The following is a 26088-nucleotide window of genomic DNA, read 5'->3' as shown; positions in this document are numbered from 1 at the left end:
ACCCCCGACCCGGTGCCGGATCGACAGCCGAGCCGGATGTCGGGCAGGATGTACGGCGCGGGACAGGCAACTGGAGGGAGCTCGAGCACATGCTGCGGTTGATCATCGGTGTTGCAGCCGGGTACATACTCGGCGCGAAGGCCGGACGGGTCCGCTACGAGCAGATCAGCAAGACCACGCGCGCCATCACCGAGAGCCCGGTCACCCGCAAGCTCGTCCAGGTCGGCCGTCAGAAGCTGTCCGACAAGCTCAGCACGCAGCCCAAGCTCGAGCCGATGGAACCGATCGACGAGCGCACCACGGTCCTGGTGCCGCACGATCAGCTGCGCGGCTGAGCGAAACCTCTCGGCCGCGCGTCAGTTGACGGCGAAGTCGCCCGAATTCCCCATGGCCTGAGCCTGCAGACTCCTGCGGTACTGCTCGAGCGCGACCAGATCGCCGAACAGGGCCATGTACGCCTCGGACTGCTCGGTCGAGGAGATCCGCTGCAGCTTCGACTTCAGCTCCGCGACCTGACGGCCCACCCACGCCTCCTGGGTGCGCGCGAGCACGCCGGTGATGAAGCGCTGGATGTCATCGATCGATTTGATCGGCAGCGGCAGTGCGGCCAGTTCGGAGACCAGCGCGCGCAACGTGAGATCGTCGGTGTGATCGGCGACCCGGGCCACCCATTCGGCGCCGCCGATTCCCGCGGCGGTTCCCCCGGCCTCGGTGATCGCGGACCGCACCGCGAGGTAGGTGGGGTGCGTGAACGCCTCGGGCTCGATCGCGTCGAACGCCGGACCGGCCAGCGCCGGATACTGCAATGCCGCGGCCAGCGCCTGACGTTGCGGCAGCAGCGTGGGATCGTTCGGATTCAGCGGCGCCGCCGGACGTTCGGCGGCGGGCTGCGCCGCCGGAGCCTCGCCACCGGACTTTCGGCCGGTAGCCGCAGACCCGTTGCCCTGGGCGCGATTGCGCCGCGCCTCGTCGCCGACCCGGCGCACCACCATCTGGATGTCGTCCCAGCCGATCCAGCCCGCCAGGCGCGTCGCATAGGCCTTGCGGGTGGCGTTGTCGGTGATCTGCGCGACCACGGGCACCGTGCGCCGCAGCGCCTCGACCTGTCCCTCCGCGGAATCCAGATCGTATTGCGCGAGATAGCCCTTCACGATGAACTCGAACAGCGGGATCCGGCGCGCGACCAGATCCTTCAACGCCGCATCGCCCGAATGCTGCCGCAGCTCGCACGGATCCTGGCCGTCGGGCGCGATGGCGATATAGGTCTGCATGGCGATCTTCTGATCGCCCGCGAACGCCTTCTGCGCGGCGGCCAGACCGGCCTCGTCACCGTCGAAGGTGTAGATGAACTCACCGCTCATCCAGGTGTCGTCCATCAGCAGGCGGCGCAGCAGCGACAGATGTTCGCCGCCGAAGGCGGTGCCGCAGGATGCCACAGCCGTCTTCACCCCGGCCATATGCATCGCCATCACATCGGTGTAGCCCTCCACGACCACCACCTGACGCCCCTTGGCGATCTCCCGCTTGGCGTGGTCGAGTCCGAACAGCACCTGAGACTTCTTGTACAGCAACGTTTCCGAGGTGTTGATGTACTTGGCGGTCATCTGGTCGTCGTCGAACAACCGCCGCGCGCCGAAACCGATCACCTCTCCGCCGAGGTTGCGGATCGGCCACAGCAGCCGCCGGTGGAACCGGTCGATCGGCCCGCGCCGCCCCGGCTTGGACAGGCCCGCCGCCTCGAGTTCCTTGACAGTGAATCCCTTGCGCAGCAGGTGTTTCGTCAGCGTGTCCCAGCCGCCGGGCGCATAGCCGCAGCCGAACTGCTGCCAGGAGGCGGCGTCGAAATGCCGATCGGTGAAGTACTTCCGCGCGGTCTCGGCCTCGGGCTCGCGCAACTGCGCGATATAGAACTCGTGCGCGGCGGCATTGGCCGCGACCAGCCGCGACCGGGTGCCGCGGTCGCGCTGCACCGAGGTCCCGCCGCCCTCGTAGTTGATCTTGTAGCCGATCCGGTCCGCCATCTGCTCGACGGCCTCGACGAATCCGACGTGCTCCATCTTCTGCAGGAAGGCGAACACATCGCCGCCCTCACCGCACCCGAAGCAGTGGAACAGCCCGTGATTGGGCCGCACATGGAACGACGGCGACTTCTCGTCGTGGAACGGGCACAACCCCTTGAGCGAATCGGCCCCCGCCCGCTTGAGCGCGACGTACTCCCCCACGACATCCTCGATCCGCACCCGCTCACGAATTGCCGCGATATCGCGATCAGGAAGTCTACCGGCCACGAGGTCCGAGTCTAGCTGGCCCGCCACCCCGGAACTTCAGCGTGCCGTTGGGGGCTGGGGTAGTCGGGCTTCGGGGCGGAGGGACTCGGCGGCACAAGCCGTCGGCAAACACCGCGAGGATGCGCTGTGTTGCCGCCTTACGTGTTGGTGTGTGCTCGATGATTGCGCGATAGGCTTCAGAGGTGGGGTGAGGGTGGACGGCACCGAGGCTGTGTCGGTTGTTCGGGTGTGGCTGTCGAACGTCAGGTGGGGCCACACCTCGGGGATTCATGTTTCGGGGTACCGATGTGGTGAATGAGTCCGAGGATTACCACAGCACGATGATCGCTCGCCCGAGTGCCCGGGTTGCCCTCGAGGCCATCAATCCGGGTGACCGGGTCGGCGATTTCGACCTGCTGACGATGATCGGGGAGGGCGCGTTCGCCCGCGTCTATCTCGCGCGGCAGCGCTCCATGCAGCGGCTGGTCGCGGTCAAGATCTCGTACAACCACGGCACCGAGCCGGAGACCCTCGCCCAATTGGACCACGAATACATCGTGCGGATATTCGACCAGCGACTGATCGCCGAGGACGAGCTCAAGCTGCTCTACATGCAGTACCTGCCGGGCGGCACGCTGCTCGATGTGCTGAACCGGCTGCGATCGACCCCGGCGCATGCCCGCAGCGGGCAGGTGCTGCTCGACGCCATCGACGGGGTACTCGAGGACAAGGGCGAGATTCGTCCCGCCGATAGCGCGGTGCGGACCCGCATCGCCGCGATGACGTGGCCGGAAACTATCGCCTGGCTCGGCCGCCGACTCGCCGACGCTCTCGGGCACGCCGCCGGGCGCGGGGTCCTGCATCGCGACATCAAGCCAGCGAACGTGCTGCTGAGCGCCGACGGTATACCCAAGCTCGCCGATTTCAATGTCAGCTTCAGTCGACAGATCCGGGGCACCAGCCCGCTGGCGTACTTCGGCGGATCGCTGGCCTACATGTCACCCGAACAGCTCGAAGCGTGCCATCCGGGGCTACCGGGGACGGCCGGCGATCTCGACACGCGAAGCGACATCTACGCGCTGGCCGTCATGCTGTGGGCGCTGCTCACCGGACGCGTCCCGTTCGCCGACGAGGAATGCGCCGGCATGTCGGAGACGTCGCTGGGCCGCATGCTCGAACTGCGACGTCGGCCCATCGATCCGCTGTACCTGTCCGACGTTCCCTCCGATTGCCCTGCGGCGCTGCGGCAGGTTCTGCTGACCTGCCTGTCACCGGACCGCGAGTCCCGCTACGGCAGCGGATCGGAATTGGCCCTGCAACTCGATCTGTGCCTCGACGCGCGGGCCCGTGACCTGGTGTATCCACCGGAGAACAGTTGGCGGGCACGGCTTTCGCGCCATCCCGTCCCGATCCTGTGGCTCATCGCATTGGCCGGCGCCGGACCGGCATTGGCCTACCTGTACGGGCAGACGTGGCAGTTCGGCAGAGGGCACCTGTCCGGGGCGACGGTCCACTCGGAGCTCATCGAAGCCTCGAACACTTTCCATCTGATCGCCTGGCCCCTGGCCATCGTGAGCTGGGCCTACCTGTGCCGGCATCTGATCGCGGTGCCACGCGGCCTGCGCGCGGGCAGACGCTACGACGAGGCGACGCTGGCCCGGGTCCGCTCGCGCACCCTTTTCTGGGCCGACTTCAACGTGATGTTCACCTTGATGTTCTGGATGATCGGCGCTGGGGTGTGGGTGACCATGCTCGGCGCGATAGGCGGTCGTCCGCCGCGGCTGTTGGCCCATGCGGCGATGCTGGTACTGGTGTGCGGCGCGATCGCGGTCTCCTACATGTTTTTCCTGCAGGCGTTCTACATCGTCCGCTGCGTCTACCCGATCTACCTGCGCTGTGGGCACACGATCAGTGGCGATGCCGTCCACCTGCGGGCACTGCGCCGGCGAAGCACCGTCTACCTCGGCATCGCCGCATCGGTGCCCCTGGTCGCCGTGCTGACCGGATTCCTCTACCTCGAGCCGGACGAGCGCGTCCGCATCACGAATTCGGTGCTGTGGTTGTGCGGGATCACCGCACTGGCGTTCGGTGCCACCTATTGGCTGTTCCGAAAACTCGACGCGGACCTGCGAGCCCTCGAATGGGTCGTCGAGAAGAGATCGGGTGTCGAGGTCGCATAGCTCGCGCACGAGGCTGTGGTGCTGTGGTTCCGCAGACGCCGGAGCCGGTCGTCGGCGGGGGCGCGGAAGGGGCGCTGGCTGGCTGACGACCGGCTCGGTCGAGTTCATGGGGGGTTGGTCAGCGGCGCCAGCCCTGGAACCAGCCCTGGTTGAAGTTGCTGAAATTGTTGACGAAGGGGTGGAAGAAGTCGGTGAAGGGCTGCCAGATGCTGTGGAACATGGTGTTTACCTCTCTGTCGGGATCATGAATCACCGTTCGGGGTGATTCATACTGCCGGGATCCAGATTCGGTGGTTCGAATTGGAGGATCGTTGGTGTGAACTGTCAGATTTCTGAGTGCCGCAGCTCATATTTTCCGGAAATACAGCCCGCGCACAGCGCAATCAAGCACCGGACCCATTTTTCGCCGCGAATATGACTGCTATCGACCTGAACATGGAGAAAGGTTTCGCGATGGGGCTCTTGATTCTGCTCGCTCTCGCGGTGGGAGCCGGATTTCTGATCGCCTCGATGACCCGGCGGTCACGGGCGGCGGGGCCGCAGCCCATGCCGTATGTGGATGCGGTTCCGGCACAGAACCGCGTGGTCATCGACGGTAACGAGTACGTCGGCTCGAACCGGCAAGGCACATCGACGCCGTACTACTACGGTGGCGGCATGGTCGGCGGACGTGCCGTGTCCCCCGGCTGGTACAGCACGCCGTGGTGGAAGACAGCCCTGGTCGCCGGTGCGGCCGGCGTGGGCGGCGCGCTGCTCGCCGATACCCTGCTGGACGGATTCGGCCACCATCACCACATGGGCGGCCCGGGATTCGGCGGCAATATGGGCGGCCCCGGATTCGGCGGATTCGGCGGCGATATGGGCGGCGGCGGATTCTTCTGAGCCCGCGCGGTTCGATTTCGAGAAATCGCCGATGAGCGACCGGGAACATCCGCGTCGCTCATCACATCGATATCGTCCCGGAAACAGCATGAGAATTGGCGGCAGAATTCACTATCCGATCGCGGTGGCGACTCGTTCGAGGCGGCTCTCGGTGTAGGAGGCGATCTGGTCGACGATGACACGGGTGCGGGACGCGTCATCGTCCGCCGCGTTCCACCAGGGCAGCAGGACCGGATCCAGGATGCGCGGGGCGTCGGCCAGCAGGTGGTCGGCGACCAGGTGGATGCGCTCGCGCTGGGCGGCCTGCCGTTTGTTGTGTTCCGGGTCGGACATCACATAGCGCAGCGCAACCGTTTTGAGCATGGCGACCTCGGCGGCCACGATGGGCGGCACCTCCAGATCCGCGGCGTAGCGGGACAGCCGACGGCCGCCCCAGGCATCCCGGGTGGCCGCCACCGCGGCGGTGGCGAAGCGGCCGACCAGATCGCTGGTGAGCCGCTTCAACGCCACCGAGGCACGCAGGGTGCCGTCGTATCCGGCCGCCTCGGCGATCACCGGCAGTTCGGACAGGCGTTGCGCCGCGGCGATCAGATCATGGATGGACAGGTCGCGATGCTGGGCGTGACCGAGTTCGGCCAGGGCGCGCTGCTCGGCCGGATCCGCCAGCGCACGCAGATCGATGCGGCCCGCGATCACCCCGTCCTCGACGTCGTGCACCGAATAGGCGACGTCGTCGGACCAGTCCATCACCTGCGATTCCAGGCTCTGCCGCCGCGGCGGCGCATCGCGGCGGACCCAGTCCAGCCGGTCCGCGTCGGCCGGGTAGACGCCGAACTTGCGGACCGAATCCGTTCTGCCCCAAGGGTATTTGATCGTCGCATCCAGCGCGGCGCGGGTCAGGTTCAGCCCGAAGCTCTCCCCGTCGGTGCCGAACACCTTCGGTTCGAGCCGGGTCAGGATGCGCAGGTTCTGCGCGTTGCCCTCGAAACCGCCGAAGGCCGAGGCGAATTCGTCCAGTGCGCGCTCACCGTTGTGACCGTAGGGCGGATGCCCGATGTCGTGTGCCAGCCCGGCCAGGTCCACCACATCCGGATCACAGCCGAGTTCCTCGGCGATACTGCGGCCGATCTGGGCGACCTCCAGCGAGTGCGTGAGCCGGGTACGCGGGGTGTCGCCGTCGCGCGGGCCCATGACCTGTGTCTTGTCCGCGAGACGGCGCAGCGCGGCCGAGTGCAGCACCCGGGCGCGGTCACGGGCGAAATCGCTGCGCCGCTCGGCGATCGGCGACCAGCTCAGTCCCGCACTCTTGGCGGACTCGGTCACCATGCGTTCATGATCCTGCGCGGTGTACGCCTGCGCGACGCCGCGCTCGGCCGATCCGCCGGGGAGGCCGCCGGTCATCACATCTCCTCGGAAATCACTGCTCCGCAGTGTATTTGAAGTCTGCGGGGAAGTGGGTCAGCTTGTACCAGAGCAAGGCCACGGTCTCGCGGGCAATGCCGTGGAACTGCGATTCGCGGGTGTAGACCGACGGACCGGTGCGGGTGGGCGCGGTCCACGCATCCAGCCCCGCATCGCGTGCCATGGTCCGGGTGCGCATCGAATGCCACGGGTCGCTGACCAGCACCACCGACGACAGATCCCGCGACCGCATGGCCCCGGCGACCGCATCGATACTCTCCAGGGTGTCCGAACCGGCCTGGACCGCCAGCACGTGATCGGCCGGAACCCCGTGATCGGTCAGATACATCTTGCCCGCCGCGGCCTCGGTGTATTCGTCCCCCGGACGTTTGCCGCCGACCGTGATCACCAGTGGCGCAATACCTTTCCCGAACAACCGGTAGGCCTGGCCCAGCCGTGCCTGGAATACCGAGGACGGCGTCCCGTCGTACTGCGCGGCGCCCAGCACCAGGATCGCATCGGCATGCGAGTAGTCGTCGATCCGCGCCACCTGCCACACCCGAATCGCCGTCCCGCCGATCAGCACCAGCGCAGCCAGCACGCTGCCCGCGATCACACGACGCAGCCAGCGCCCCGCCGAGGAGGATCGGCGCGGACGAGCAGCCGCCCGGACAGCGGGCGACGGTGCGGGACGAGTCGGGGCCCAGGACATTCCCCGAGTGTGCCAGGGTTCGATCACGCCAAGATTGCGGCTCTATTTTTTGGCCTCCGCTTCGCTCCGGCGGGTTTTCGGCGCTGTAAGACTCGCCGTTGCACGCACGAGACTCGGCCTTCGGCCATGCGCTTCGAGCGCGCAACGGCGAGCCCGCGCCGAAAACCTTTGGGGTTGGCGTTTCTTGCCTGACTGTTCCGGCGTACGGAGACGCTTTGCCGCTGGGCGCGTTGTGAGAAAGGTGCCTGGCGCTCATGTGCGGTCGGGTATTCGGTCGAGTTCGTTCTCTACCAGCCGCGTTCGCGCCATTCGGGGAGGTGCGGACGCTCCGCACCCAGGGTGGTGTCATCGCCGTGGCCGGGGTAGACGATCGTCTCGTCGGGGAAACGGTCGAACAGCTTGGTGGTGACGTCGCCGTAGAGCGAATCGAAGTCCTCTGGGGATTTGGTGCGGCCCACGCCGCCCGGAAACAGCGAATCGCCGGTGAACAGGTGCACCTGCCCGGCCCCGTCGGTCAGGACCAGCGCTACCGAACCCGGTGTGTGGCCGCGCAGATGGATCGCCTCGAGGGTGAGCTCACCGACCCGCACGGTATCGCCCTCGGCGAGCAACCGGTCGGGGGTGACCGGCAGCGGTGCGGCGTCGAGTTCGTGCGCGGCGGTGGGCGCGGACGTCCCGCCGACCACCTTCTCCAGGCCCAGCCAGTGATCGGGATGCTGATGTGTGGTGATGATCAGCTCCAGCCGGCCTGCGGCCTCCTGGCCGATCAGCTCCAGCAGGCGCTCGGGCTCGTTCGCCGCGTCGATCAGCAGACTCGCCCCGGTCGCGGTGTCCTGCACCAGATAGGCGTTGTTGTCCATCTGGCCGACGGACATCTTGACGATGCGCGCACCGGGTACCGCGCGCTGCTGCGGGTTCGACCCCTGCGAGACATGGCCGGTGTATGCGTCCAGGGTAATCACGGTTCGATCGTAACCACCGGCACCGACAGCGCGCGGATCAGCTCGCGGGCGGGACGGGCTCGCCCGAGCGCGTCGTCAGCCACTGCTGGATCTCGACCAGATTGCCCTCCGGATCGCGCAGATACGCGCACCGGATCCGATCTCCGAAAACCACCGGCCCCGCGGCGATCTCGGCTCCCCGGGCGGTGATCTCGTCGAGATATCCGGTCAGATCGTCGACGCGCAGCGACACCATCGCGGTGTCGCCCCGACCCGGCCGGAGCAGCTCGCCCAGCATCGCGTCCAGATCGCCGCGCTCGTGCAGGCACAGACTGCTGCCCAGCGCCGGTTTGAAGGCGATGTACGGCGGCGCGGGATCGGCCACCTGCGGTTCGAGTCCGACGACGGTGCGATAGAACTCCGCGGTACCCGCGAGATCGTCCACGATCAGCCGGATCTGAGTCAGATGCACGTCACGAACCTACGCCGGTCGCCCGCGCTACAACCAGCCCTGGCATTACAACCAGCCCTGCCGTTCGGCGGCCCGGATCGCCTCGGCGCGAGTGCGGGTGCCGGTCTTGCCGATGGCCGCGGACAGGTGATTGCGGACCGTGCCTTCGGACAGGTGCAGTCGGGCGGCGATCGCGCCAGCGGTGGACCCGTCGACCGCGGCGGCCAGCACCTCGCGTTCGCGAGCGGTCAGGGGTGAGGTGCCCGAGGTGAGGGTTTCGGTGGCCAGTGCGGGATCCACCACTCGCAGACCGAGATGGACCCGGCGCACCGCATCCGCCAATTCTCTTGCGGGCGTGTCCTTCACGACGAATCCGCTCGCACCCGCATCGATCGCGCGGCGCAGATATCCGGGGCGGCCGAAAGTCGTGACCATCAGGATCCGCACCTCCGGACGGCTCGCGTGCAGCTGCGCGGCCACCGAAATCCCGTCCGCCCCGGGCATTTCCACATCCAGCAGCACCACGTCGGGCGAGCTGCGCTCGACCGCTTCGAGCACCTCGTCACCACGGCCGACCTCGGCGACCACCTCGAGATCGGATTCCAGCCCGAGCAGCGCCGCGAGCGCACCTCGCACCAGGGCCTGATCGTCGGCCAGCAGCAGACGGATCACCGCGGCCACCTCCGTTCACCGCGCATCGGCAGATCTCCTTCCGGTCCTGTGGGGTGCGTACCGTGATCCGTTCGCACGGTGCTCATTCCGGGAAGTCGGCGGACACCCGCAGCCCGCCGCCGGGGGCCGCGGCGAGGGTGAGCGCACCGCCCTCCGCACGGACCCGTTCGCGCAATCCCGCCAGACCCGAACCGAATTCGGCGTTCCGACGCAGTCCGGTGCCGTCGTCGATCACCTCGATGCGCGACGGGCTCACCCGCACCGTGCAGCGCGAGGCGGCGCTGTGCCGCACGACGTTGGTCACCGCCTCGCGCAACACCCAGCCGAAGATCGGCCGGTAGTCACCGAAGTCGCCGTCGGGCAGTTCCGCCTCGATTCCAGCCGCCCCCAGGGCCGTTCGGACGTTGGCGAGCTCACCGGCCAACGAGACCTCGCGCAGTCCGCCGACCGTATCGCGCACACCGGCCAGCGCCTCGCGCGCGAGCCGTTCCACATCGGACATCTCGGCCCTCGCGCGTTCCGGATCGAGATCGATCATGCGAAGTGCCAGTTCGGTTTTCACCGTGATCACCGTCAGCGAATGCCCGAGGATGTCGTGCACGTCGCGGGCCACCCGGTTGCGGTCCTCCATGATGGCCATCTCGGCGCGCTGGCGCCGCTCCAGTTCGACCGTGCGCCGACGGCGAATTCCGATCTCTCGCCCGCCCCAGATCAGGACCGGGATGGCGGCGAGATAGAACGGAACGCCGCCGAAACGCCAGGAGGGCACCATCATCGGCACGACCAGCATGAGGATCGCGTAGGTGAAGACGAAGCGCGCGGATTCGCGCGAGGGCAGCAGGAATATGGACATCGTCGCCAGGTAGGTCAGGGTGGCGATGCCGGGACCGCCCAGCAGGAGCAACGTCGCGGCGCTCAGCACACCCAGCACACCGAGGATCAGCCAGGCCCGCCGATCCACGGTGCGGATCAGCAGCCCGCCGTCCCACCCCGGCTGCGGGAACAGCATGAACGACAACGCGACCACCGCACCGAACACGATCACGCAGACCCCCGCGATACCCGCCCGCAGGTGCTGTCCCTCACCCCAGCGCTGCGTGATCGGCGCGAACAGCCCGAACAACCACACCGTCGCCATCACCGCGCCGAACCAGCCACGGCGAACCGGGGACACATCGGGCGTGCCGACGCCCGCCAGACGATCCAGGACGCCGGATATCGGCCGCAGCACCGCGGCGAACCACGCCCTCACCGGCATCGGCAACCCTGTCCCACCCCCGCGCATCGGATCATCCATGGACGCTAACCCATCCTCGCCACACTCGGGCGAACCGCGGCCCCGGGCGTGACGGATGCGCCGGTGGTTCCCGGCCGGACCATGCTCATCGGGCGGTGTCGCGGCGGAACAGGATCGTCGAGCCGACGGTGAACGCCACCGCCCAGAACAGGACGTTCAACACGGCCAGGGCGATGTCCAGGCCGGTCGAGCCGCCGAACGGGATGCGGGCGAGGGTGGCCACGCCGTTGGTCGGGAACACCCGCGAGACGTCGCCGATCCAGCCGTGCAGCGGGAAGAACAGTCCGCCCGCGAAACCCAGGACGGCCAGCAGCAGGCCCAGGATCTGCATGATGCTGCTCGCGGGCAGCAGATAGCCCAGGAACAGTCCGAGCGCGGCGAAGATGAGCGATCCGGCCCAGACGATCAGGAAGCAGCTCACCCAGGCCAGCACCGGCAGACGTGCGCCGAGCACCGCGCCGAGGATGAACACCACTGCGGCGGAACAGAATCCGAGCAACATGGCGAGCATGATCTTGGTCGCGATGTAGAGAACCGGACGCAGCGGGGTCAGGCGCAACTGGCGGCTCCAGCCCGACGCGCGCTCCACCGCGACCGTCGCACCGCCGCTGGTGGTGCACAACATCGCGCCGTAGAGCGCCATCGACACCATCGCGTAGGCGGTCATGTTCCCGGAACCGTATACCTGACTGCGGAATCCGGATTGGGTCCCGTACGACAGGAACACCAGCGGCGGCACGATCAGCGCGATCATCATCGTGCGCCGATTGCGCAGCATGCGACGCAACTCCAGGACGAAGAATCCCCGGCTGAAGCCGCCACCGCGGCGAATTCGACCGGCGGGCAGGCCATTTCCGAGGGCGAGGGTGCTCATATCAGTGGTCTCCGGTGAGAGCGAGGAAGGCGTCCTCGAGGTTGTGGCCGGTGATCTCCAGATCGACGGCCGTGGTGGCGGTGATCAGATAACGCGCGACGGCATCGGAGTCCTTGGCGTGCACCAGGATTCGATCACCGCGCTGTTCCACCTGCTCGACGCCGGAAATGGCCAGCAGCCTGGCCTGATCGGCGTCGGGCAGGGTGGCGGACACGACGCGCCCGGCGGCGAGGTTCTTGATCGCCGACGCGCTGCCGTCGGCGACGACGGTTCCGTTGCGCACCAACACGATCCGATCGGCGTAGGCGTCGGCCTCGTCGAGATAGTGGGTGGCGAACACGACCGTGCGGCCGCCGCGGGCATCGGCGCGGATGGCGTTCCAGAACTGGCGACGCCCCTCCACGTCCATACCCGCGGTCGGCTCGTCGAGGACCAGCAGATCCGGATCCGGCAGCAGCGCCAACGCGAATCGCAGGCGCTGCTGCTGGCCGCCGGAGCATTTGCCCACCATCCGACCGGCGATGCCGTCGATGCCCGCGCGCACCAGGACCTCGGTGACCGGACGTGGATGGCTGTGCAGACTCGCGACCAGTCGCACGGTGTCCGCGACGGTCAGGTCCGGCAGCAGCCCGCCGGTCTGCAGGACCGCGGAGATCCGGCCCGCCGCGATGGCCTGATCGGGTGTGCCGCCGAAGACGCCGATCCGTCCCTCGTCGGGGCGCAGCAGGCCCAGCAGCATATCGATGGTGGTGGACTTGCCCGCGCCGTTCGGCCCGAGGAAGGCCACGACCTCACCCGGTGCGACGACCAGATCGAGCCCGTCGACCGCGCGGACCGGTCCGGCGGAGGTGCGAAATGTCTTGCGCAGTCCGCGAATCTCGATCGCCGGGACGGCGGCGGTCCGGTGCGCCGAACCGGAGGTGAGTGCCGTTGTCATGGTTCGAGTCTGCGGCGCGCGAGACCGCGGCGCCTCCGCCGTCCGTCACGACTCCCCCATGACACCTGTCATGGTTCGACCGTTCAGGGATGCAGGACGATCTTCCCGTGGGTGTGCCCGCGCTCGAGCTCGGTGTAGGCGGCGCGCACATCGGCGAGCGGATAGACCGCCGCGACGGACACCCGCAGAGTCCCCGCGACGACGAGATCGGCGAGTTCGGACAGCACGTCGATGGTGTCGGCCGCACCGTTGCCCTCGGCCTTGACCCCGTACTTGGCCACGGCGGCGAAATCGGCGATCGTGTCGATGCGATCCGGCCGCACGCCCAGTTCGATCGCCAGCTCGACGTAGTCCGGCCCGTAGAGATCGATGAACGCATCCACACCGTCGGGCGCGGCGGCCCGGATCCGGTCCGCCAGCCCTTCGCCGTAGGCCACCGGGATCACGCCCAGCGACCGCAACCACTCGTGGTTACCGACCCCGGCGATCCCGATCACCGTGACGTCCCGAGCCCGAAGCAGTTGCACCGCAAGCGAACCCACGCCACCTGCCGCACCGGACACGACTACGGTGTCACCGGTCTCCGGACTCACCGAACGTACCGCAGCGAAGGCGGTCGTCCCGGCCACGAACAGCGATCCGGCCACGTCCCACGACAATTCGGCGGGTTTGGGCCCGATCTGCTCCACCGGCACGACCACCCGCGTCGCCTGGCTCGCACGCTCGTTGGTGAAGCCGAGCACCTCGTCGCCGACCGCGACCGCGCTCACGCCCTCGCCGACCGCGACCACCCGTCCGGCGAGGTCACTGCCCTGCCCGGACGGGAACTTCGCGGGCCAGAATTCGTGCAGCGAGCCGTTGCGAATCTTGCTCTCGCCGGGGTTGATTCCCGCTGCGACCACCTGAACGACGACCTGGCCCGGACCCGCCACCGGATCCGGCACCTCGACCACGTTCAGTACGTCGGCATCCCCGTAACGATCGAACCTGACTGCCTGCGCCATGGTGCATCTCCTGTCTGCGACGTCTACGACGTAACCGAACAGCACCTCCCGGCCCGAATATTTCCGGGCCGCCGGCTCGGGTCCGATCGGACGCTCAGGCTCCGATCAGACGCTGAGCCAGATAACCCTCGACCTTGTCCAGGGCGACACGCTCCTGCGCCATCGAATCACGCTCACGCACGGTGACCGCCTGATCCTCGAGCGTGTCGAAGTCGACGGTGATACAGAACGGCGTGCCGATCTCGTCCTGCCGACGGTAACGGCGGCCGATCGCCCCGGCATCGTCGAAATCGATGTTCCAGTTCTTACGCAGTTGTGCGGCAAGGTCTTTCGCCTTCGGCGACAGATCCGCGTTGCGCGAGAGCGGAAGTACGGCCACCTTCACCGGGGCCAGACGACGATCCAGCCGCAGGACGGTGCGCTTCTCCATGACGCCCTTGGCATTGGGCGCCTCGTCCTCGGTGTAGGCATCGATCAGGAAGGCCATCAGCGAGCGGGTCAGACCGGCCGCGGGCTCGATCACGTACGGGATGTAGCGCTCGCCCGAATTCTGGTCGTAGAAGCTCAGATCGGTGCCCGAGTGCTCCGAATGCGTCTTGAGGTCGAAGTCGGTGCGGTTGGCCACGCCCTCGAGCTCACCCCACTCGCTGCCCTGGAAGTGGAAGCGGTACTCGATGTCGACCGTGCGGGTCGAGTAGTGCGAGAGCTTGTCCTTCGGGTGTTCGAACAGCCGCAGATTCTCCGGGTCGATGCCCAGGTCGGTGTACCAGGCCAGGCGCGTGTCGATCCAGTACTGGTGCCACTGCTCGTCCTCGCCGGGCTTGACGAAGAACTCCATCTCCATCTGCTCGAACTCGCGGGTGCGGAAGATGAAGTTACCCGGGGTGATCTCGTTGCGGAAGCTCTTGCCGATCTGCGCGATGCCGAACGGTGGCTTCTTGCGCGCGGTGGTCTCGATGTTCTTGTAGTTGACGAAGATGCCCTGCGCGGTCTCGGGCCGCAGGTAGTGCAGGCCCTCTTCGGACTCGATCGGGCCGAGGTAGGTCTTGAGCATCATGTTGAAGTCGCGCGGCTCGGTCCACTTGCCGACGGTGCCGCAGTCCGGGCACCCGACGAGCTCCATCGACACGCTGTCCGGGTCGTCGATCTTGTGCTTCTCGGCGTACGCCTCCTGCAGGTGGTCCTGCCGGTGCCGCTTGTGGCAGTTCAGGCATTCCACCAGCGGATCGTTGAACACGGTGACGTGGCCCGAGGCGACCCACACCTGACGCGGCAGGATGATCGAGGAGTCCAGGCCGACCACGTCGTCGCGGCCGGTGACCATGGCCCGCCACCACTGCTTCTTGATGTTCTCCTTGAGCTCCACGCCCAGCGGCCCGTAGTCCCACGCCGAGCGGGTACCTCCGTAGATCTCACCGCTCGGGTAGACCAGGCCCCGCCGCTTGGCGAGATTGGCGACGGTGTCGACCTTCGACTTGGGTGCCACGACTGGAGCTCTCCCTCTGCACTGGTGATGGGACTGATTCGCCCCAGAGTATCGGGCGCACCCGACAACGGTCCAAGCAGTATGTGTGCTCCGACGCAACGACTGATCTCGCTCACACATGGGTAACTCCCCGGGAACGCCCGAAAAGGAACTGGCTACTCGGCCCCCGCCCCGACACGCAAGCCTCCCCGCACCCAACGACACGCTGAAGTTCCGGAGAGGCGGCATTGACATGCGCACGTGTGCATACTAATAATGGCATCGGTTTCCGATAAGGAGTTGGATTCGATGACCGCCGACAGTGGTGCCCCATCGCGCGAGGGTGGTGTCCCCGCACGTCGCAGCCGCGTTGCGGTGGAAGCGCCCACCCCGATCCCGCACGACCCGTTTCCGTATCGCGCGCCGCTCGCGCCCGCAGTGCCCACGCGGCCGGTGCTGGACAGTGCCGGTGAGCTGCTGCGCGCGCTGGCCGCGCCGGTACGGATCGCCATCGTGCTGCAACTGCGTGAGTCCCCCCGCTGCGTGCACGAGCTGGTCGATACCCTGGGGGTGACGCAGCCGCTGGTGAGCCAGCATCTGCGCATTCTCAAGTCGGCGGGGGTGGTGCGCGGCGAGCGCACCGGCCGTGAAGTGATCTACGAACTGGTGGACGACCATCTCGCCCGCATCGTCGTCGATGCGGTCGCACATGCCGAGGAAGGGTGATCCGTGCCGGACAAGACGGGCACAGCAGACAAGATCGTCGGAGTTCGCAGTACCCGCCAGCGCAGCGCCATCGCGGCGCTGCTGAGTGATACCGAAGAGTTCCGGTCCGCACAGGACCTGCACGACGAATTACGGCGCCGCGGTGAGGGCATCGGCCTGACCACCGTCTACCGCACCCTGCAGTCGCTGGCCGACGCGGGCGTGGTCGACGTATTACGCACGGACACAGGCGAATCGGTGTACCGGCAGTGCTCCCAGGGGCACCACCACCACCTGGTGTGCCGACACTGCGGCCGCACCGTGGAGGTCGAGGGCCCGACCGTGGAAACCTGGGCCCAGACGGTCGCCCGCCAGCACGGCTTCACCGATATCAGCCACACCATGGAGGTCTTCGGCACCTGCTGCGAATGCGCGGCGGCCGGACGCTGATGCTGCGCGTCGGCCGGTCAGGGCACCAGCCCCTGCCTGGCCCGGCTCGCGCCGGACAGGACCAGTAGCAACATCGTCGCCAGAGCCTCGTCACCCAGGCCCGCGGCCGGGAAGGTGTAACGCAGGATGACGTCGGCCAACTTCTCGTGGCCGATCACCGTCAGCGAGCCGAATTGCAGGGCGTTGTTGCGTTCGGCGACGCGCTTGTGCAGTTGAGGCTTGAACGGTCGATCCCAGGCCAGCACCGCGGTGAGGGTGAGTACGTCCAGGCCGGGAGCCAGATTCACCGCACGCAGCGAGCACAGCGCGCCCTCGTATTCGAAACCCAGGGCCTTCTCCTCGACGCGAACGTCGACGCTGCCGTAGTGCGCCAGGCAGGCCCCGGCTCGCGCTTCGAGGTCCGAGGTGGTGTCGGTGGTGTCCTCGCTCATTTGACGCCACCGAACCGGCGGTCGCGCTTGGCGTAGTCCAGGCAGGCTGCCCACAGGTCGCGGCGGTCGAAATCCGGGAAAAGCGTGTTCTGATAGACGAATTCGGCGTAGGCCGACTGCCAGATCAGGAAATTCGAACTGCGCAGCTCACCCGAGGGCCGCAGGAACAGGTCCACGTCCGGCATATCGGGTTCGTCCAGGTACTTGCCGAAACTCGCCTCGCTGATCCGCTCCGGATCCAGTTCACCCGCGGCCGCGCGACGCGCGATCTCCCTTGCCGCATCGACGATTTCGGCGCGCCCCCCGTAGTTGACGCACATCGTCAGGGTCATCACCGTGTTGTCCTTCGTGAGCTCCTGCGCGACCTCGAGTTCCTTGATCACGCTGCGCCACAACCGCGGCCGCCGCCCGGCCCAGCGCACCCGCACACCCATCTCGTGCATCTCGTCACGACGACGGCGGATCACGTCGCGGTTGAACCCCATCAGGAAGCGCACCTCCTCGGGGCTGCGCCGCCAGTTCTCGGTCGAGAAGGCGTAGGCCGACAGCCATTTCACGCCGATCTCGATACAACCCTCGACGGTGTCCATCAGCACCGCCTCGCCGCGCTCGTGGCCCGCGGTGCGCGGCAGGCCGCGATCCTGCGCCCAGCGGCCATTGCCGTCCATCACCAGCGCCACGTGGCGGGGCACGAATTCGGCCGGGATCTCCGGTGGCCGGGCCCCCGAGGGATGCGGCGACGGCGGACGAATCGTGCGGGTGGACGGTGCGTCAGCGTTCTGGGTGCGATTACCGATCACGCCCCCATCCTGCCCGATAGCTCCCGAGGGTTCCGAACGCCTGGGGAATTTCCAGATCTCCCGCTGCGCTCGGTGCGCCGGATCGCCGCGCTCACCAGGTCCGGCTGGGGCGGCCGTTCTCCAGATGGCCGGTGAACCGGCGGGACCAGGCGGCGGGCCCGGCGCCGGTCAGGGTGAGGTCGTACCAACCGTCCGAAGCCGGGACAGCCAGGTCGTGCGTCGCGCCCGGCAGGACGGTGATGCGCACCCCATCGGCGAGGAACACGACCTCCGCCGGGGTCCTATTCCGGACGCTCACCACCAGGACGGGCTCCTGCGCCGTACCCTGCAACGCCGCCGACGCGACGACCCCGATCCCCTCGGAGCCACCGGCGGCCGAGAACCGGAATCCGTTCGGCGCGTATACCTCGACGTCGTAGTTCCCGGACCAGGCGATCTCCCGCGACGTCGCCGCGCCGCCCTCGACGACGATCTGACTCACCTGCGCACCGCCCTCGGGCCGAAAGGCGTACGCCTGGAACGCGATCGCCGCCCGCCCCTGGTTGGCCAGGTGCACCGTGAGGCTCGCCGCGCTCACCTCGGCCCACACGATCGGCTGATAGGGCAGCGCCCGCGCCTTCACCGATCCCGGATCCTGATGCGGCACCGACTGTTTCGCCGGAGGCGAGGGTGCGGGCAGCTTCGACTGCGTCCGATCCGCCTGGGTGCGCAGGGCTTTCGCATCCGGCAGCGACGGGATGCTGGTATCGGGATTCTCGAAGTCGAAGCAGCTGAGCAGATCTCCGCAGACCGCGCGCCGCCACTGCGAGATATTGGGCTCGCGCACCCCGGTCCACTGCTCGAGGAAACGCAGCACCGAGGTGTGATCGAACACCTGCGAATCGACCCATCCCCCACGGCTCCACGGCGAGACCACGATCATCGGCACCCGCGGCCCCAGCCCGATCGGCGTCAGCGCACCGTGCGGGTCGGCGGATACCGCAACACCCGTGCCGGTCTGAGTGAGCGGCAGTTGCTCCCCCGGCGTCCCGGGCGGGGCGGTCGGCGGCACCAGATGATCGAACAGTCCGTCGTTCTCGTCGAAATTGATCAGCAGCACCGTCGAGCGCCACAGCTCCGGATCCGCCCAGAGCGCCTGCAGCACCCGCTGGATGTAGGCCGCACCGTCCACCGGCCGCGCCGCGGGATGTTCGCTGTACCCCTGCGGCGCGACGATCCAGGAGACCTGCGGCAGGGAATGCGTCCGGCAGGCCGAGATGAATTGCCGCAGCACGTGATCGACACTCTTGCCGTTCTCGTCGGTGGCCAGCGGCCAGCTGCCGGTGACATTGGCCCGCTCGGCGAGCCGCCGCACCGCGGGATCGGCGGAGTTCAGCGCCTCGTGGTACGCCCGGAACAACCACAGCGGATTGTCGCCGAAATCGCCCAGGAACATCTCGTCGGTGTCACCGGCGACATCGTCGGCATAGACCTGCCAGGACACCCCCGCTTTCTCCAGCCGCTCGGGATAGGTCGTCCAGTCGAAGACCGGCCGGTAGTCGGGCGGATTGTCGGTCGCGGGCCCGCCTCGGCGTCCCTCGGGGTCGATGGTCCCGGTCCAGTGATAGAGCCGATTCGGCGTCGTCGGGCCCTGGATCGAGCAGAAGTAGTGGTCACACAGCGTGAACGCACCGGCCAGGGCGCGATGGAACGGGATGTCGGCCTCGGTGAAGTAACCCATCGTCATGGCCGATTTGGCCGCCACCCACCCGTCGTAGGCGCCGCCCGCCCAGGCTCGATGGGTCGAGGCCCAGTCGTGTTTCAGATCCGACATGTCCTGGCCGTCCACCGCACGGGTATCGATCCGGAACGGCAGCCGGTAGCCGACGCCGCTGCCGGTATCGGGCTGGGCCAGCACCGTCCCCGGATGTTTCGGCGCCGGACCCGACAGCGCGCTGCCGACGTCACGGCCCGCGAATCGCGCACCCGCCCCGCCCGCGGCGGTACGTCCGGCGGACGAGCGCAGTGCGGTGGGATCGCCGAAGCCCCGGACCCCGGCCATGGTGCCGAAGTAATGATCGAAGGAGCGGTTCTCCTGCATGAGGATCACCACGTGCCGGACGTCGGCCAGACTGCCCCGGCGCGGCGCGCCCGACGCGCGTGCCGTGCGGCCGGGCAGTGCGCCCACCCCGGCGATTCCCGCCGCACCCATCATGCCGCCCAGTACGGTGCGACGCGTTGTTCCGGACGTTCGGTTCATCCGCCTGACTCCCCACACATTCGGTGGACGAGAAGTCCTCGCCGATACTTCGGGTGGCTCCGGATGACGACAGGATCGCAAGCGAAAAGGGACTGCCGGTTACTCGCGGCCGACCGCCCCGATGAATTCGGCCCACCGGTCCGGTGAACGAGGACACCGGCTGTTCGGGCTCCCGTTTCCCGCAGGTCACAGCGGCGTGGTCGGCCACGGCCGGTGGCGCGCGCCGGATGTTCCGTCGATCTCCGGGCGCCACCGCCGAAAAGTGGCCTGCGATCTGCAAACCATTCCGACCAGTACTGCTAATCTGGCACGGTCGTCGGGTTTCGGTCGATTGTCCCGGTCCATCGGACCGCCATTACCGAAACCCGTTGTCCTGCAACGGTTATGAGGTAGATGGTCCCGACGTAGTCGCCCGCCTCGACCGTATTCTCGTTCGACCGTCTGGAGTCCCCTATGAGCATGCCTCCGCCGTCCGGCACGGCCACGCCCGGAATCTGTCCCGTCCAGCACGGATCGCCCCACGACTCGAACGAGCCCCGAATCCTGCTGGACACACCGGAATTCGCGGCGGACCCGCACAAGATGTACCGGTGGATGCGACGCGAATACGGTTCGCTGGTGCCGATCGAGTTGTCTCCGGGTGTTCCCGCGACGCTCGTCGTCGGATACCGCACGGCCCTGCGGATCCTCAACGATCCCGAGCACTTCCCGGCCGACCCGCGCCATTGGCAGGACACCGTGCCGGAGGACTGTCCGGTGCGTCCGATGATGCAGTGGTACCCCAACGCGCTGCGCAACGCCGGCACGGTGCACAGCCGCTACCGGCAGGCCTATGTGGCCGCCATCGACGGAATCGACCTGCACGCACTGCATTCCACGATCGAGCGGATCGCCATCCCGCTGATCAACACCTTCTGCGAGAAGGGTTCGGCGGATCTGCAGGCCGAGTACGCGTTCCCGCTGGTCTTCGAGGCGCTGAACCAGATGGTGGGCTGCTCGCCGGACATCGGCCAGCGCATCGCCACCGGAATGGCCGCGCTGTTCGACACCGAGAACGCCGCCTGGGGTATGCAGCACACGGCCGAGGCCATGATGGAACTCATCGCGCTGCGTCGCGCGGAACCGGGCGACGACGTCACCTCCCGTCTGGCGCACCACCCGGCCGGGCTGAACGACGAGGAGATGCTCTACAACCTGATCAGCTTCTACGGCGCGGCCATCGAACCGCAGACGAATCTGATCACCAACACCTTGCTGCTGATGCTCACCGACGACCGTTTCGGCGGCGGGTTCCTCGGCGGGGCCACCTCCACCCGCGACGCGCTGGACGAGGTGTTGTTCAACGACCCGCCGATGGCGAACTTCTCCATCACCTATCCGCGCCAGCCGATCCTGATCGACAGCACCTGGCTGCCCGCACATCAGCCGGTGGTGATCAGTCTGGCCGGATGCAACAACGATCCCGCCATCGCCGGTGGTGACCGCACCGGCAACCGGTCGCATCTGGCGTGGAGCGCCGGACCGCACGCCTGCCCGGCCCGCTCGGTGGCCTACCTGGTCGTACAGGACGCCATCGATCAACTGCTGGACGCGATTCCCGAACTACGCCTGGCTGTCCGGAAGGACGAATTATCCTGGCGGCCAGGACCTTTCCACCGGGCGATGGCAGCGTTGCCGGTCGTCTTCCCGAAGTCTCCCGCGTTGAATGTGATGTAAGGAGTCCGTTGATGGTGCACGAACCGATCGTTCTGGATACCAGCGGCGTCGATATCCAAGGCGAATCCGCCCGGATTCGCGCCCGTGGTCCGGTGACCCTGGTCGAGTTGCCCGGCGGTGTGCCGGCCTGGTCGGTGACCGATGCCACGCTGCTGCGCACCCTGCTGGCCGATTCCCGGGTGTCGAAGGATCCCCGGCGGCACTGGTCGGCATTCATCAACGGCGATATCACCGAGTCGTGGCCGCTGCTGCCGTGGGTGATCGCGGAGAACATGTTCACCGCGTACGGCACCGAGCACCGGCGGCTGCGCACCCTGGTCTCCCCCGCGTTCACCAATCGCCGCACCCAGGCCATGCGTCCGCGCATCGAGGCGATCACCCGGGATCTGCTGGACACCCTCGCCGCCACCCCGCCCGGCGAGGCCGTGGATCTGCGTGCCGGTTACGCCTACCCGGTCCCGATCCGGGTGATCAGCCAGCTGCTGGGTGTGCCCGAACATCTGGACGCCGACATCCACAAGTGTGTCGACGGATTCTTCGACGGCTCGCTCACCCCCGAGGAGTCGATGGCCAACTATCTCGAAATGGCCCGGCTCGTCGGCGAACTCGTCGCCTACCGCAAGCAGAATCCGGGCGACGACATCACCTCGGTACTGATCGACACCCAGCAGGAGGACGGGTCCCGGCTCACGGACAAGGAGCTCGTGGACACGCTGATGCTGGTCGTCAACGCGGGCCACGAGACCACGCTGAATCTGATCGATCAGTCGATCCACGCCGTGCTGACCCGGCCGCAACTGCGCGAGGACGTACTCGCCGACCGGATCTCCTGGGCCGACGTCGTCGAGGAGATGCTGCGTTACGAGGCTCCCGTCGCCCATATGCCGCTGCGTTATGCGGTGGAGGACATCGAGATCGACGGCATCTCGATTCCCAAGGGCGAAGCCATCCTCGCCTCGTATGCCGCGGCCAACCGCGATCCGAAGGTGCACGGCGACACCGCCGACGAGTTCGATCCGCTGCGCTCCACCAAGGATCAGCATCTGGCCTTCGGTCACGGCGCGCATCACTGCATCGGCGCCCCGCTGGCCCGGATGGAGGCCACGGTCGCGCTGCCCGCGCTGTTCGCGCAATTCCCGGAGATGCAATTCGCCACGGAGCCAAGCACATTGGCGAAGCTGGGTAGTTTCATCTCGAACGGGCACGTGGAGTTGCCGGTAGTCCTGCAACCTGCACGATAGGTCTGTCGCCTCCGGGGACGTCGCGTCCGCGGCGTCCCCGTTTCGGTCCCATACCCCAAATCTCACCCTCGTGGCGCGTGAGATCGGTTACCGTGAGCGTCGGTTCGTCCCAGTCTGATTCGGGAGGGCGCTGATGCTCAACCGGCGTGATCTGCTCCGTAGTGGCGCCTTGGCGGGTGCGGCTCTGGCCGTGCCGAGCCTGGCGGGCTGCGGATCGAGTTCCGACGCACTGACCTTCTTCTTCCAGGCCGCACCCGACGAGGCCACGGTGCGGATGCAGATCATCGAGGCATTCACCACGTTGTACCCGGAGATCAAGGTCCAGGTGCAGATGTCCGGGCCCGATCCGAACCAGCAGATCCTCACCTACGCCGCGGGCGGCAAATGCCCGGACGTGGTGATGCAGTGGGAATCCTATTCGCACATGGTCGAACTGGGCATCCTGGAGAACCTCGACTCCTTCCTCGATGCCGATCCGGCCTATGCGGCCCGCCTGCGCGCCGACGGCGAACCGGCGCTCTACGAGATGTTCCGCTACCGGGGCGGGCAGTACGTTCTGCCCGAGCAATGGGCGGGAATCTTCCTGTACTACAACAGGAAACTCTTCGAGGAGGCCGGCGTGCAGCCGCCGCCGGGCCGCTGGGAGGACGCCTGGACCTTCGAGGAATTCCTGGCCGCGGCCCGCGCGCTGACCAAGCGCGACTCCTCGGGGAAGGCCACGCAGTGGGGATTCGTCGACGCCTGGCCGGTCCCGCGCTACTCGGCGGCGATCTTCGGCATGAACAACGGCGGCGAGTGGTTCGTCCCGCCCACCGATCCGCAGCGCACCGGAATCGACGGCGACGAGTTCATCGAGGGCTTCCAGTTCTACGCCGACCTGTCGGGGAAATACGGTGTCGCACCGCGTTCGAGCGATTCGGAGGCGCTGCCCTCGATCGAACTGTTCTCCCAGGGCAAAGCCGCGATGGTGCTGACGGGCCACTGGCAATACAGCGCGATGCTCGCGGTGTCCGACCTGGATTTCGACGTCACCGTGCTGCCGGTCGGCCCGCACGGGCACGGTGCGAAGTCCGATATCGGCACCACCGGGCTGGCCATCTCGGCTACGAGTCCCCGCAAGGAATTGGCCTGGGAATTCGTGAAATTCGCGACCGGCCCGGAGGGGCAACAGGCCGTGGCCAAGTCCGGTCTGTTCGTTCCGGCGCTGAAATCGGCCCTGCACTCGGAGGATTTCGCCAAGGCGCACAGCAAGATCCGAAATCTGGAGGTGCTGACCGGCGGGCCGTCGAACTCGAATCCCATTCCGGTCACGCCGAATTGGGCCCGGATCGATGACGCCTACCATCGCGCGGCGGATCACATCCTGCGCGGCGCGGCTCCGGCCACCTACTTCAAGGGAGACGTGACCAGGCATATCGAAGATCTGCTCAGGAGTTCGGAATGACGGCGATCGACGAGAAACCCGCACCGCCACGACCACAATCGGCACTGACCCGCACGAAGTCCGCGGCCGGACGACGGTTCATCGTGCCGAATCTGCTCGCGGTGCTGATCTTCATGCTGATCCCGCTGCTGTTCTCGCTGTACCTGAGCTTCGAGAAGTGGGATCTGTTCCACGCCCCACGATTCGTCGGGATCTCGAACTATCGGCGGCTGTTCACCGGCGACCGGATGTTCTATGTCGCGCTGGTCAACACCGTGATCTTCACCGTCGCCACGCTGGTCCCGACGATGGTGATCAGTCTGGCCGTGGCCGCGGCGCTCAATGCCAAGGTCAAGGGGATCGGGTTCTTCCGCAGTGTGATGTTCCTGCCACTGGTGTCCTCGATCGCGGCGATGGCCGTGGTGTGGCACTACATGTTCGACGCGGACACCGGCATTCTCAACGTGATCCTGGGCTGGTTCGGCATCAGTCCGGTGCCGTGGCTGATCGATCCGCACTGGGCGATGGTCTCGCTGTGCGTGGTCAGCGTCTGGAAGAGCGTCCCGTTCGCCGCGGCGGTGCTGCTGGCCGCGATGCAGGGGGTGCCGGAGGATCTGCACGAGGCCGCGCGGATCGATGGCGCGGGCGGGTTCCGGCGCTTCCTGTCGATCACCGTGCCGCTGATCCGGCCCGCACTGGGCTTCGTCTTCGTGATCTCGATCATCAACTCGTTCCAGGCCTTCGATCAGGCGTACGTGCTGACCGGCGGCCCTCCGGGCGGTGCGGGCGGACCGGAGTCGGGCACCTACATCTTCGGAATCATGTTGTTCCAGAACGCCTTCCAATTCGACGACCTGGGCTACGCCTCGGCGCTGGCGTGGGTGCTGTTCGCGATCCTGCTGGTACTCACCTATCTGCAGCTGCGGATGGGACGAAAGGACGAGCGATGACCGGACCCGCTCCGCTGTCCCCCGGATATCAGCGCGTCATCGCCCGGCGCAGCGTGCGCGGGCTGCTGGCGTACGTCGTTCTGGTGGTGATGGCGTGGTGTGCGCTGTTCCCGATTCTGTGGGCGCTGTCCGGATCGCTGAAAAAGCAAGGGCAGCTGACCAATTCGCTGATTCCGCCGCATCCGCAGTGGTCCAACTATCACACCGTGTTCGAGTACGTGCCGTTCGGCCGGATGTTCCTGAACACGGTGATCTACGCCGGCTGCGTCACCGCGGGTCAGGTGTTCTTCTGCTCACTGGCCGGATACGCGTTCGCACGCCTGCCGTTCAGGGGCCGTGACACGCTGTTCCTGGCCTATCTGGCCACGCTGATGGTGCCGCTGACGGTCACCGTTATCCCGCAGTTCATCCTCATGCGCACCTTCGGCTGGGTGGACACGCCGTGGGCGATGATCGTGCCCGGTCTGTTCGGCAGCGCGTTCGGCACCTTCCTGATGCGGCAGTTCTTCCTGACCCTGCCCGCCGAACTCGAGGAAGCCGCGATCCTGGACGGCTGCACGATCTGGCAGACCTACTGGCGGGTCCTGCTGCCGCACGCACGTCCGGCGGTGATGGTGCTCGCGGTGCTGACCTGGGTGACGGTCTGGAACGATTTCCTGTGGCCGCTGGTGATGATCCAGCGCACCAGCATCTCCACCCTCAACCTGGGCCTGGTCTGGATGCAGGGCCAGTACACCTCGCACTGGCCGGTCCTGATGGCCGCCTCGATCCTGATGCTGCTGCCCATGATCGTCATCTACGCGTTCGCCCAGAAAGCCTTCGTCCGCGGCATCGCCACCTCGGGCCTCGCGGGGCGCTAGCAGGCGGCCCCTACTCCGCCAAACCTCGCAAGGCCTCGGCGATAGCACGTACGTCGTCGATGTACTCGGATACAGCCGCATTCACGATCGCATTCATGGACTGCCCCTCGGTGCGGGCATAGTCGCGGAGCCTGTTCTCGTTCTGCTCGGTCAGCCGGATCACACCCTGATTGGTGCCACTGTGGTACCA

The 26088-nt window shown here is 67.1% G+C and carries 25 protein-coding genes; 10 read left to right on the top strand and 15 right to left on the bottom strand.

Features of this window, described 5'->3' with window-relative positions; genetic code table 11:
• Positions 1-89: 89 nt before the first annotated feature.
• A complete protein-coding gene (locus tag K7711_RS18350) occupies positions 90-335 on the top strand; it encodes a hypothetical protein (protein ID WP_040820519.1) in 246 nt (81 codons plus the stop codon).
• Between the two features lie 21 nt (positions 336-356).
• Here K7711_RS18350 and dnaG read toward each other — a convergent pair whose 3' ends face one another.
• Entirely contained in the window at positions 357-2288 is a 1932-nt protein-coding gene (gene dnaG / locus K7711_RS18345; protein WP_222970619.1) for a DNA primase, read from the bottom strand.
• A 290-nt stretch (positions 2289-2578) separates the two neighbouring features.
• Here dnaG and K7711_RS18340 point away from each other — a divergent pair, with 290 nt between their 5' ends.
• Entirely contained in the window at positions 2579-4447 is a 1869-nt protein-coding gene (locus tag K7711_RS18340; protein WP_308014812.1) for a serine/threonine-protein kinase, read from the top strand.
• A 453-nt stretch (positions 4448-4900) separates the two neighbouring features.
• Positions 4901-5329: a hypothetical protein gene (locus K7711_RS48940; protein ID WP_222970617.1), complete on the top strand. Its 429-nt coding sequence runs from the start codon at positions 4901-4903 to the stop codon at positions 5327-5329.
• A 111-nt stretch (positions 5330-5440) separates the two neighbouring features.
• On the opposite strand, the gene K7711_RS18330 is transcribed toward K7711_RS48940, so the two are convergent.
• The 10 genes from K7711_RS18330 to K7711_RS18285 form a co-directional block, all read right to left on the bottom strand.
• Positions 5441-6730, bottom strand: a complete 1290-nt coding sequence (locus K7711_RS18330; RefSeq protein ID WP_222970616.1) for a deoxyguanosinetriphosphate triphosphohydrolase — start codon at positions 6728-6730, stop codon at positions 5441-5443.
• Between the two features lie 16 nt (positions 6731-6746).
• Entirely contained in the window at positions 6747-7442 is a 696-nt protein-coding gene (locus K7711_RS18325) for a YdcF family protein (protein WP_222970615.1), read from the bottom strand.
• A 287-nt stretch (positions 7443-7729) separates the two neighbouring features.
• Positions 7730-8404 carry an MBL fold metallo-hydrolase gene (locus K7711_RS18320; RefSeq protein WP_308014811.1) on the bottom strand — a complete coding sequence of 225 codons (675 nt, stop codon included), beginning with the start codon at positions 8402-8404 and terminating at the stop codon, positions 7730-7732.
• A gap of 37 nt (positions 8405-8441) precedes the next feature.
• Positions 8442-8855: a VOC family protein gene (locus tag K7711_RS18315; RefSeq protein WP_222970614.1), complete on the bottom strand. Its 414-nt coding sequence runs from the start codon at positions 8853-8855 to the stop codon at positions 8442-8444.
• Positions 8856-8900: 45 nt separating this feature from the next.
• Positions 8901-9506, bottom strand: a complete 606-nt coding sequence (locus tag K7711_RS18310; protein ID WP_040820762.1) for a response regulator transcription factor — start codon at positions 9504-9506, stop codon at positions 8901-8903.
• Between the two features lie 82 nt (positions 9507-9588).
• Positions 9589-10803, bottom strand: coding sequence for a sensor histidine kinase (locus tag K7711_RS18305; protein ID WP_235747367.1), 1215 nt, complete (start codon positions 10801-10803; stop codon positions 9589-9591).
• 85 nt (positions 10804-10888) lie between these two features.
• The gene (locus tag K7711_RS18300; RefSeq protein WP_222970613.1) at positions 10889-11677 is read right to left on the bottom strand and encodes an ABC transporter permease; all 789 of its coding nucleotides are present in this window, start codon (positions 11675-11677) and stop codon (positions 10889-10891) included.
• A gap of 1 nt (position 11678) precedes the next feature.
• Complete coding sequence (locus K7711_RS18295; protein WP_222970612.1) at positions 11679-12614, bottom strand: ABC transporter ATP-binding protein; 936 nt, start codon at positions 12612-12614, stop codon at positions 11679-11681.
• A gap of 83 nt (positions 12615-12697) precedes the next feature.
• The gene (locus K7711_RS18290) at positions 12698-13618 is read right to left on the bottom strand and encodes an NADP-dependent oxidoreductase (RefSeq protein WP_222970611.1); all 921 of its coding nucleotides are present in this window, start codon (positions 13616-13618) and stop codon (positions 12698-12700) included.
• Positions 13619-13712: 94 nt separating this feature from the next.
• Positions 13713-15104 carry a glycine--tRNA ligase gene (locus K7711_RS18285; RefSeq protein ID WP_222970610.1) on the bottom strand — a complete coding sequence of 464 codons (1392 nt, stop codon included), beginning with the start codon at positions 15102-15104 and terminating at the stop codon, positions 13713-13715.
• A gap of 288 nt (positions 15105-15392) precedes the next feature.
• Here K7711_RS18285 and K7711_RS18280 point away from each other — a divergent pair, with 288 nt between their 5' ends.
• Positions 15393-15809 (top strand): ArsR/SmtB family transcription factor, encoded by a 417-nt coding sequence (locus tag K7711_RS18280; protein WP_235747366.1) that lies wholly within the window; start codon positions 15393-15395, stop codon positions 15807-15809.
• Between the two features lie 3 nt (positions 15810-15812).
• Positions 15813-16238, top strand: a complete 426-nt coding sequence (locus tag K7711_RS18275; RefSeq protein WP_308014810.1) for a Fur family transcriptional regulator — start codon at positions 15813-15815, stop codon at positions 16236-16238.
• A 17-nt stretch (positions 16239-16255) separates the two neighbouring features.
• Here the strand turns inward: K7711_RS18275 and K7711_RS18270 are convergent, their stop codons facing one another.
• The 3 genes from K7711_RS18270 to K7711_RS18260 all read right to left on the bottom strand — a co-directional run bounded on the left by K7711_RS18270 (position 16256) and on the right by K7711_RS18260 (position 19708).
• Complete coding sequence (locus tag K7711_RS18270; protein ID WP_222970609.1) at positions 16256-16669, bottom strand: hypothetical protein; 414 nt, start codon at positions 16667-16669, stop codon at positions 16256-16258.
• Positions 16666-17469 carry an isoprenyl transferase gene (locus tag K7711_RS18265; RefSeq protein ID WP_222970608.1) on the bottom strand — a complete coding sequence of 268 codons (804 nt, stop codon included), beginning with the start codon at positions 17467-17469 and terminating at the stop codon, positions 16666-16668. The genes K7711_RS18270 and K7711_RS18265 overlap by 4 nt, the downstream gene beginning before the upstream one ends.
• 91 nt (positions 17470-17560) lie before the next feature.
• Complete coding sequence (locus K7711_RS18260) at positions 17561-19708, bottom strand: phosphocholine-specific phospholipase C (RefSeq protein ID WP_222970607.1); 2148 nt, start codon at positions 19706-19708, stop codon at positions 17561-17563.
• A gap of 453 nt (positions 19709-20161) precedes the next feature.
• On the opposite strand from K7711_RS18260, the gene K7711_RS18255 reads away from it, so the two are divergent.
• From K7711_RS18255 to K7711_RS18235, 5 genes are all read left to right on the top strand, one after another.
• Positions 20162-21424: a cytochrome P450 gene (locus K7711_RS18255; RefSeq protein ID WP_222970606.1), complete on the top strand. Its 1263-nt coding sequence runs from the start codon at positions 20162-20164 to the stop codon at positions 21422-21424.
• An 11-nt stretch (positions 21425-21435) separates the two neighbouring features.
• Entirely contained in the window at positions 21436-22665 is a 1230-nt protein-coding gene (locus K7711_RS18250; protein WP_222970605.1) for a cytochrome P450 family protein, read from the top strand.
• A 133-nt stretch (positions 22666-22798) separates the two neighbouring features.
• Complete coding sequence (locus K7711_RS18245; RefSeq protein ID WP_222970604.1) at positions 22799-24109, top strand: ABC transporter substrate-binding protein; 1311 nt, start codon at positions 22799-22801, stop codon at positions 24107-24109.
• Positions 24106-25038 carry a carbohydrate ABC transporter permease gene (locus K7711_RS18240; RefSeq protein WP_222970603.1) on the top strand — a complete coding sequence of 311 codons (933 nt, stop codon included), beginning with the start codon at positions 24106-24108 and terminating at the stop codon, positions 25036-25038. The genes K7711_RS18245 and K7711_RS18240 overlap by 4 nt, the downstream gene beginning before the upstream one ends.
• Positions 25035-25898, top strand: a complete 864-nt coding sequence (locus K7711_RS18235; protein WP_222970602.1) for a carbohydrate ABC transporter permease — start codon at positions 25035-25037, stop codon at positions 25896-25898. Before K7711_RS18240 ends, K7711_RS18235 begins: the two co-directional genes overlap by 4 nt.
• A gap of 10 nt (positions 25899-25908) precedes the next feature.
• On the opposite strand, the gene K7711_RS18230 is transcribed toward K7711_RS18235, so the two are convergent.
• Positions 25909-26061 carry a YlcI/YnfO family protein gene (locus tag K7711_RS18230; RefSeq protein WP_222970601.1) on the bottom strand — a complete coding sequence of 51 codons (153 nt, stop codon included), beginning with the start codon at positions 26059-26061 and terminating at the stop codon, positions 25909-25911.
• Positions 26062-26088 lie beyond the last annotated feature (27 nt).

Origin of the sequence: Nocardia coffeae (assembly GCF_019890715.1) — a bacterium.
In the GTDB taxonomy this organism is placed as follows: Bacteria; Actinomycetota; Actinomycetes; order Mycobacteriales; family Mycobacteriaceae; genus Nocardia; species Nocardia jiangxiensis.
Note: the sequence above shows the minus strand (reverse complement) of the source record. Positions and strands in the feature narration are given on the sequence as shown.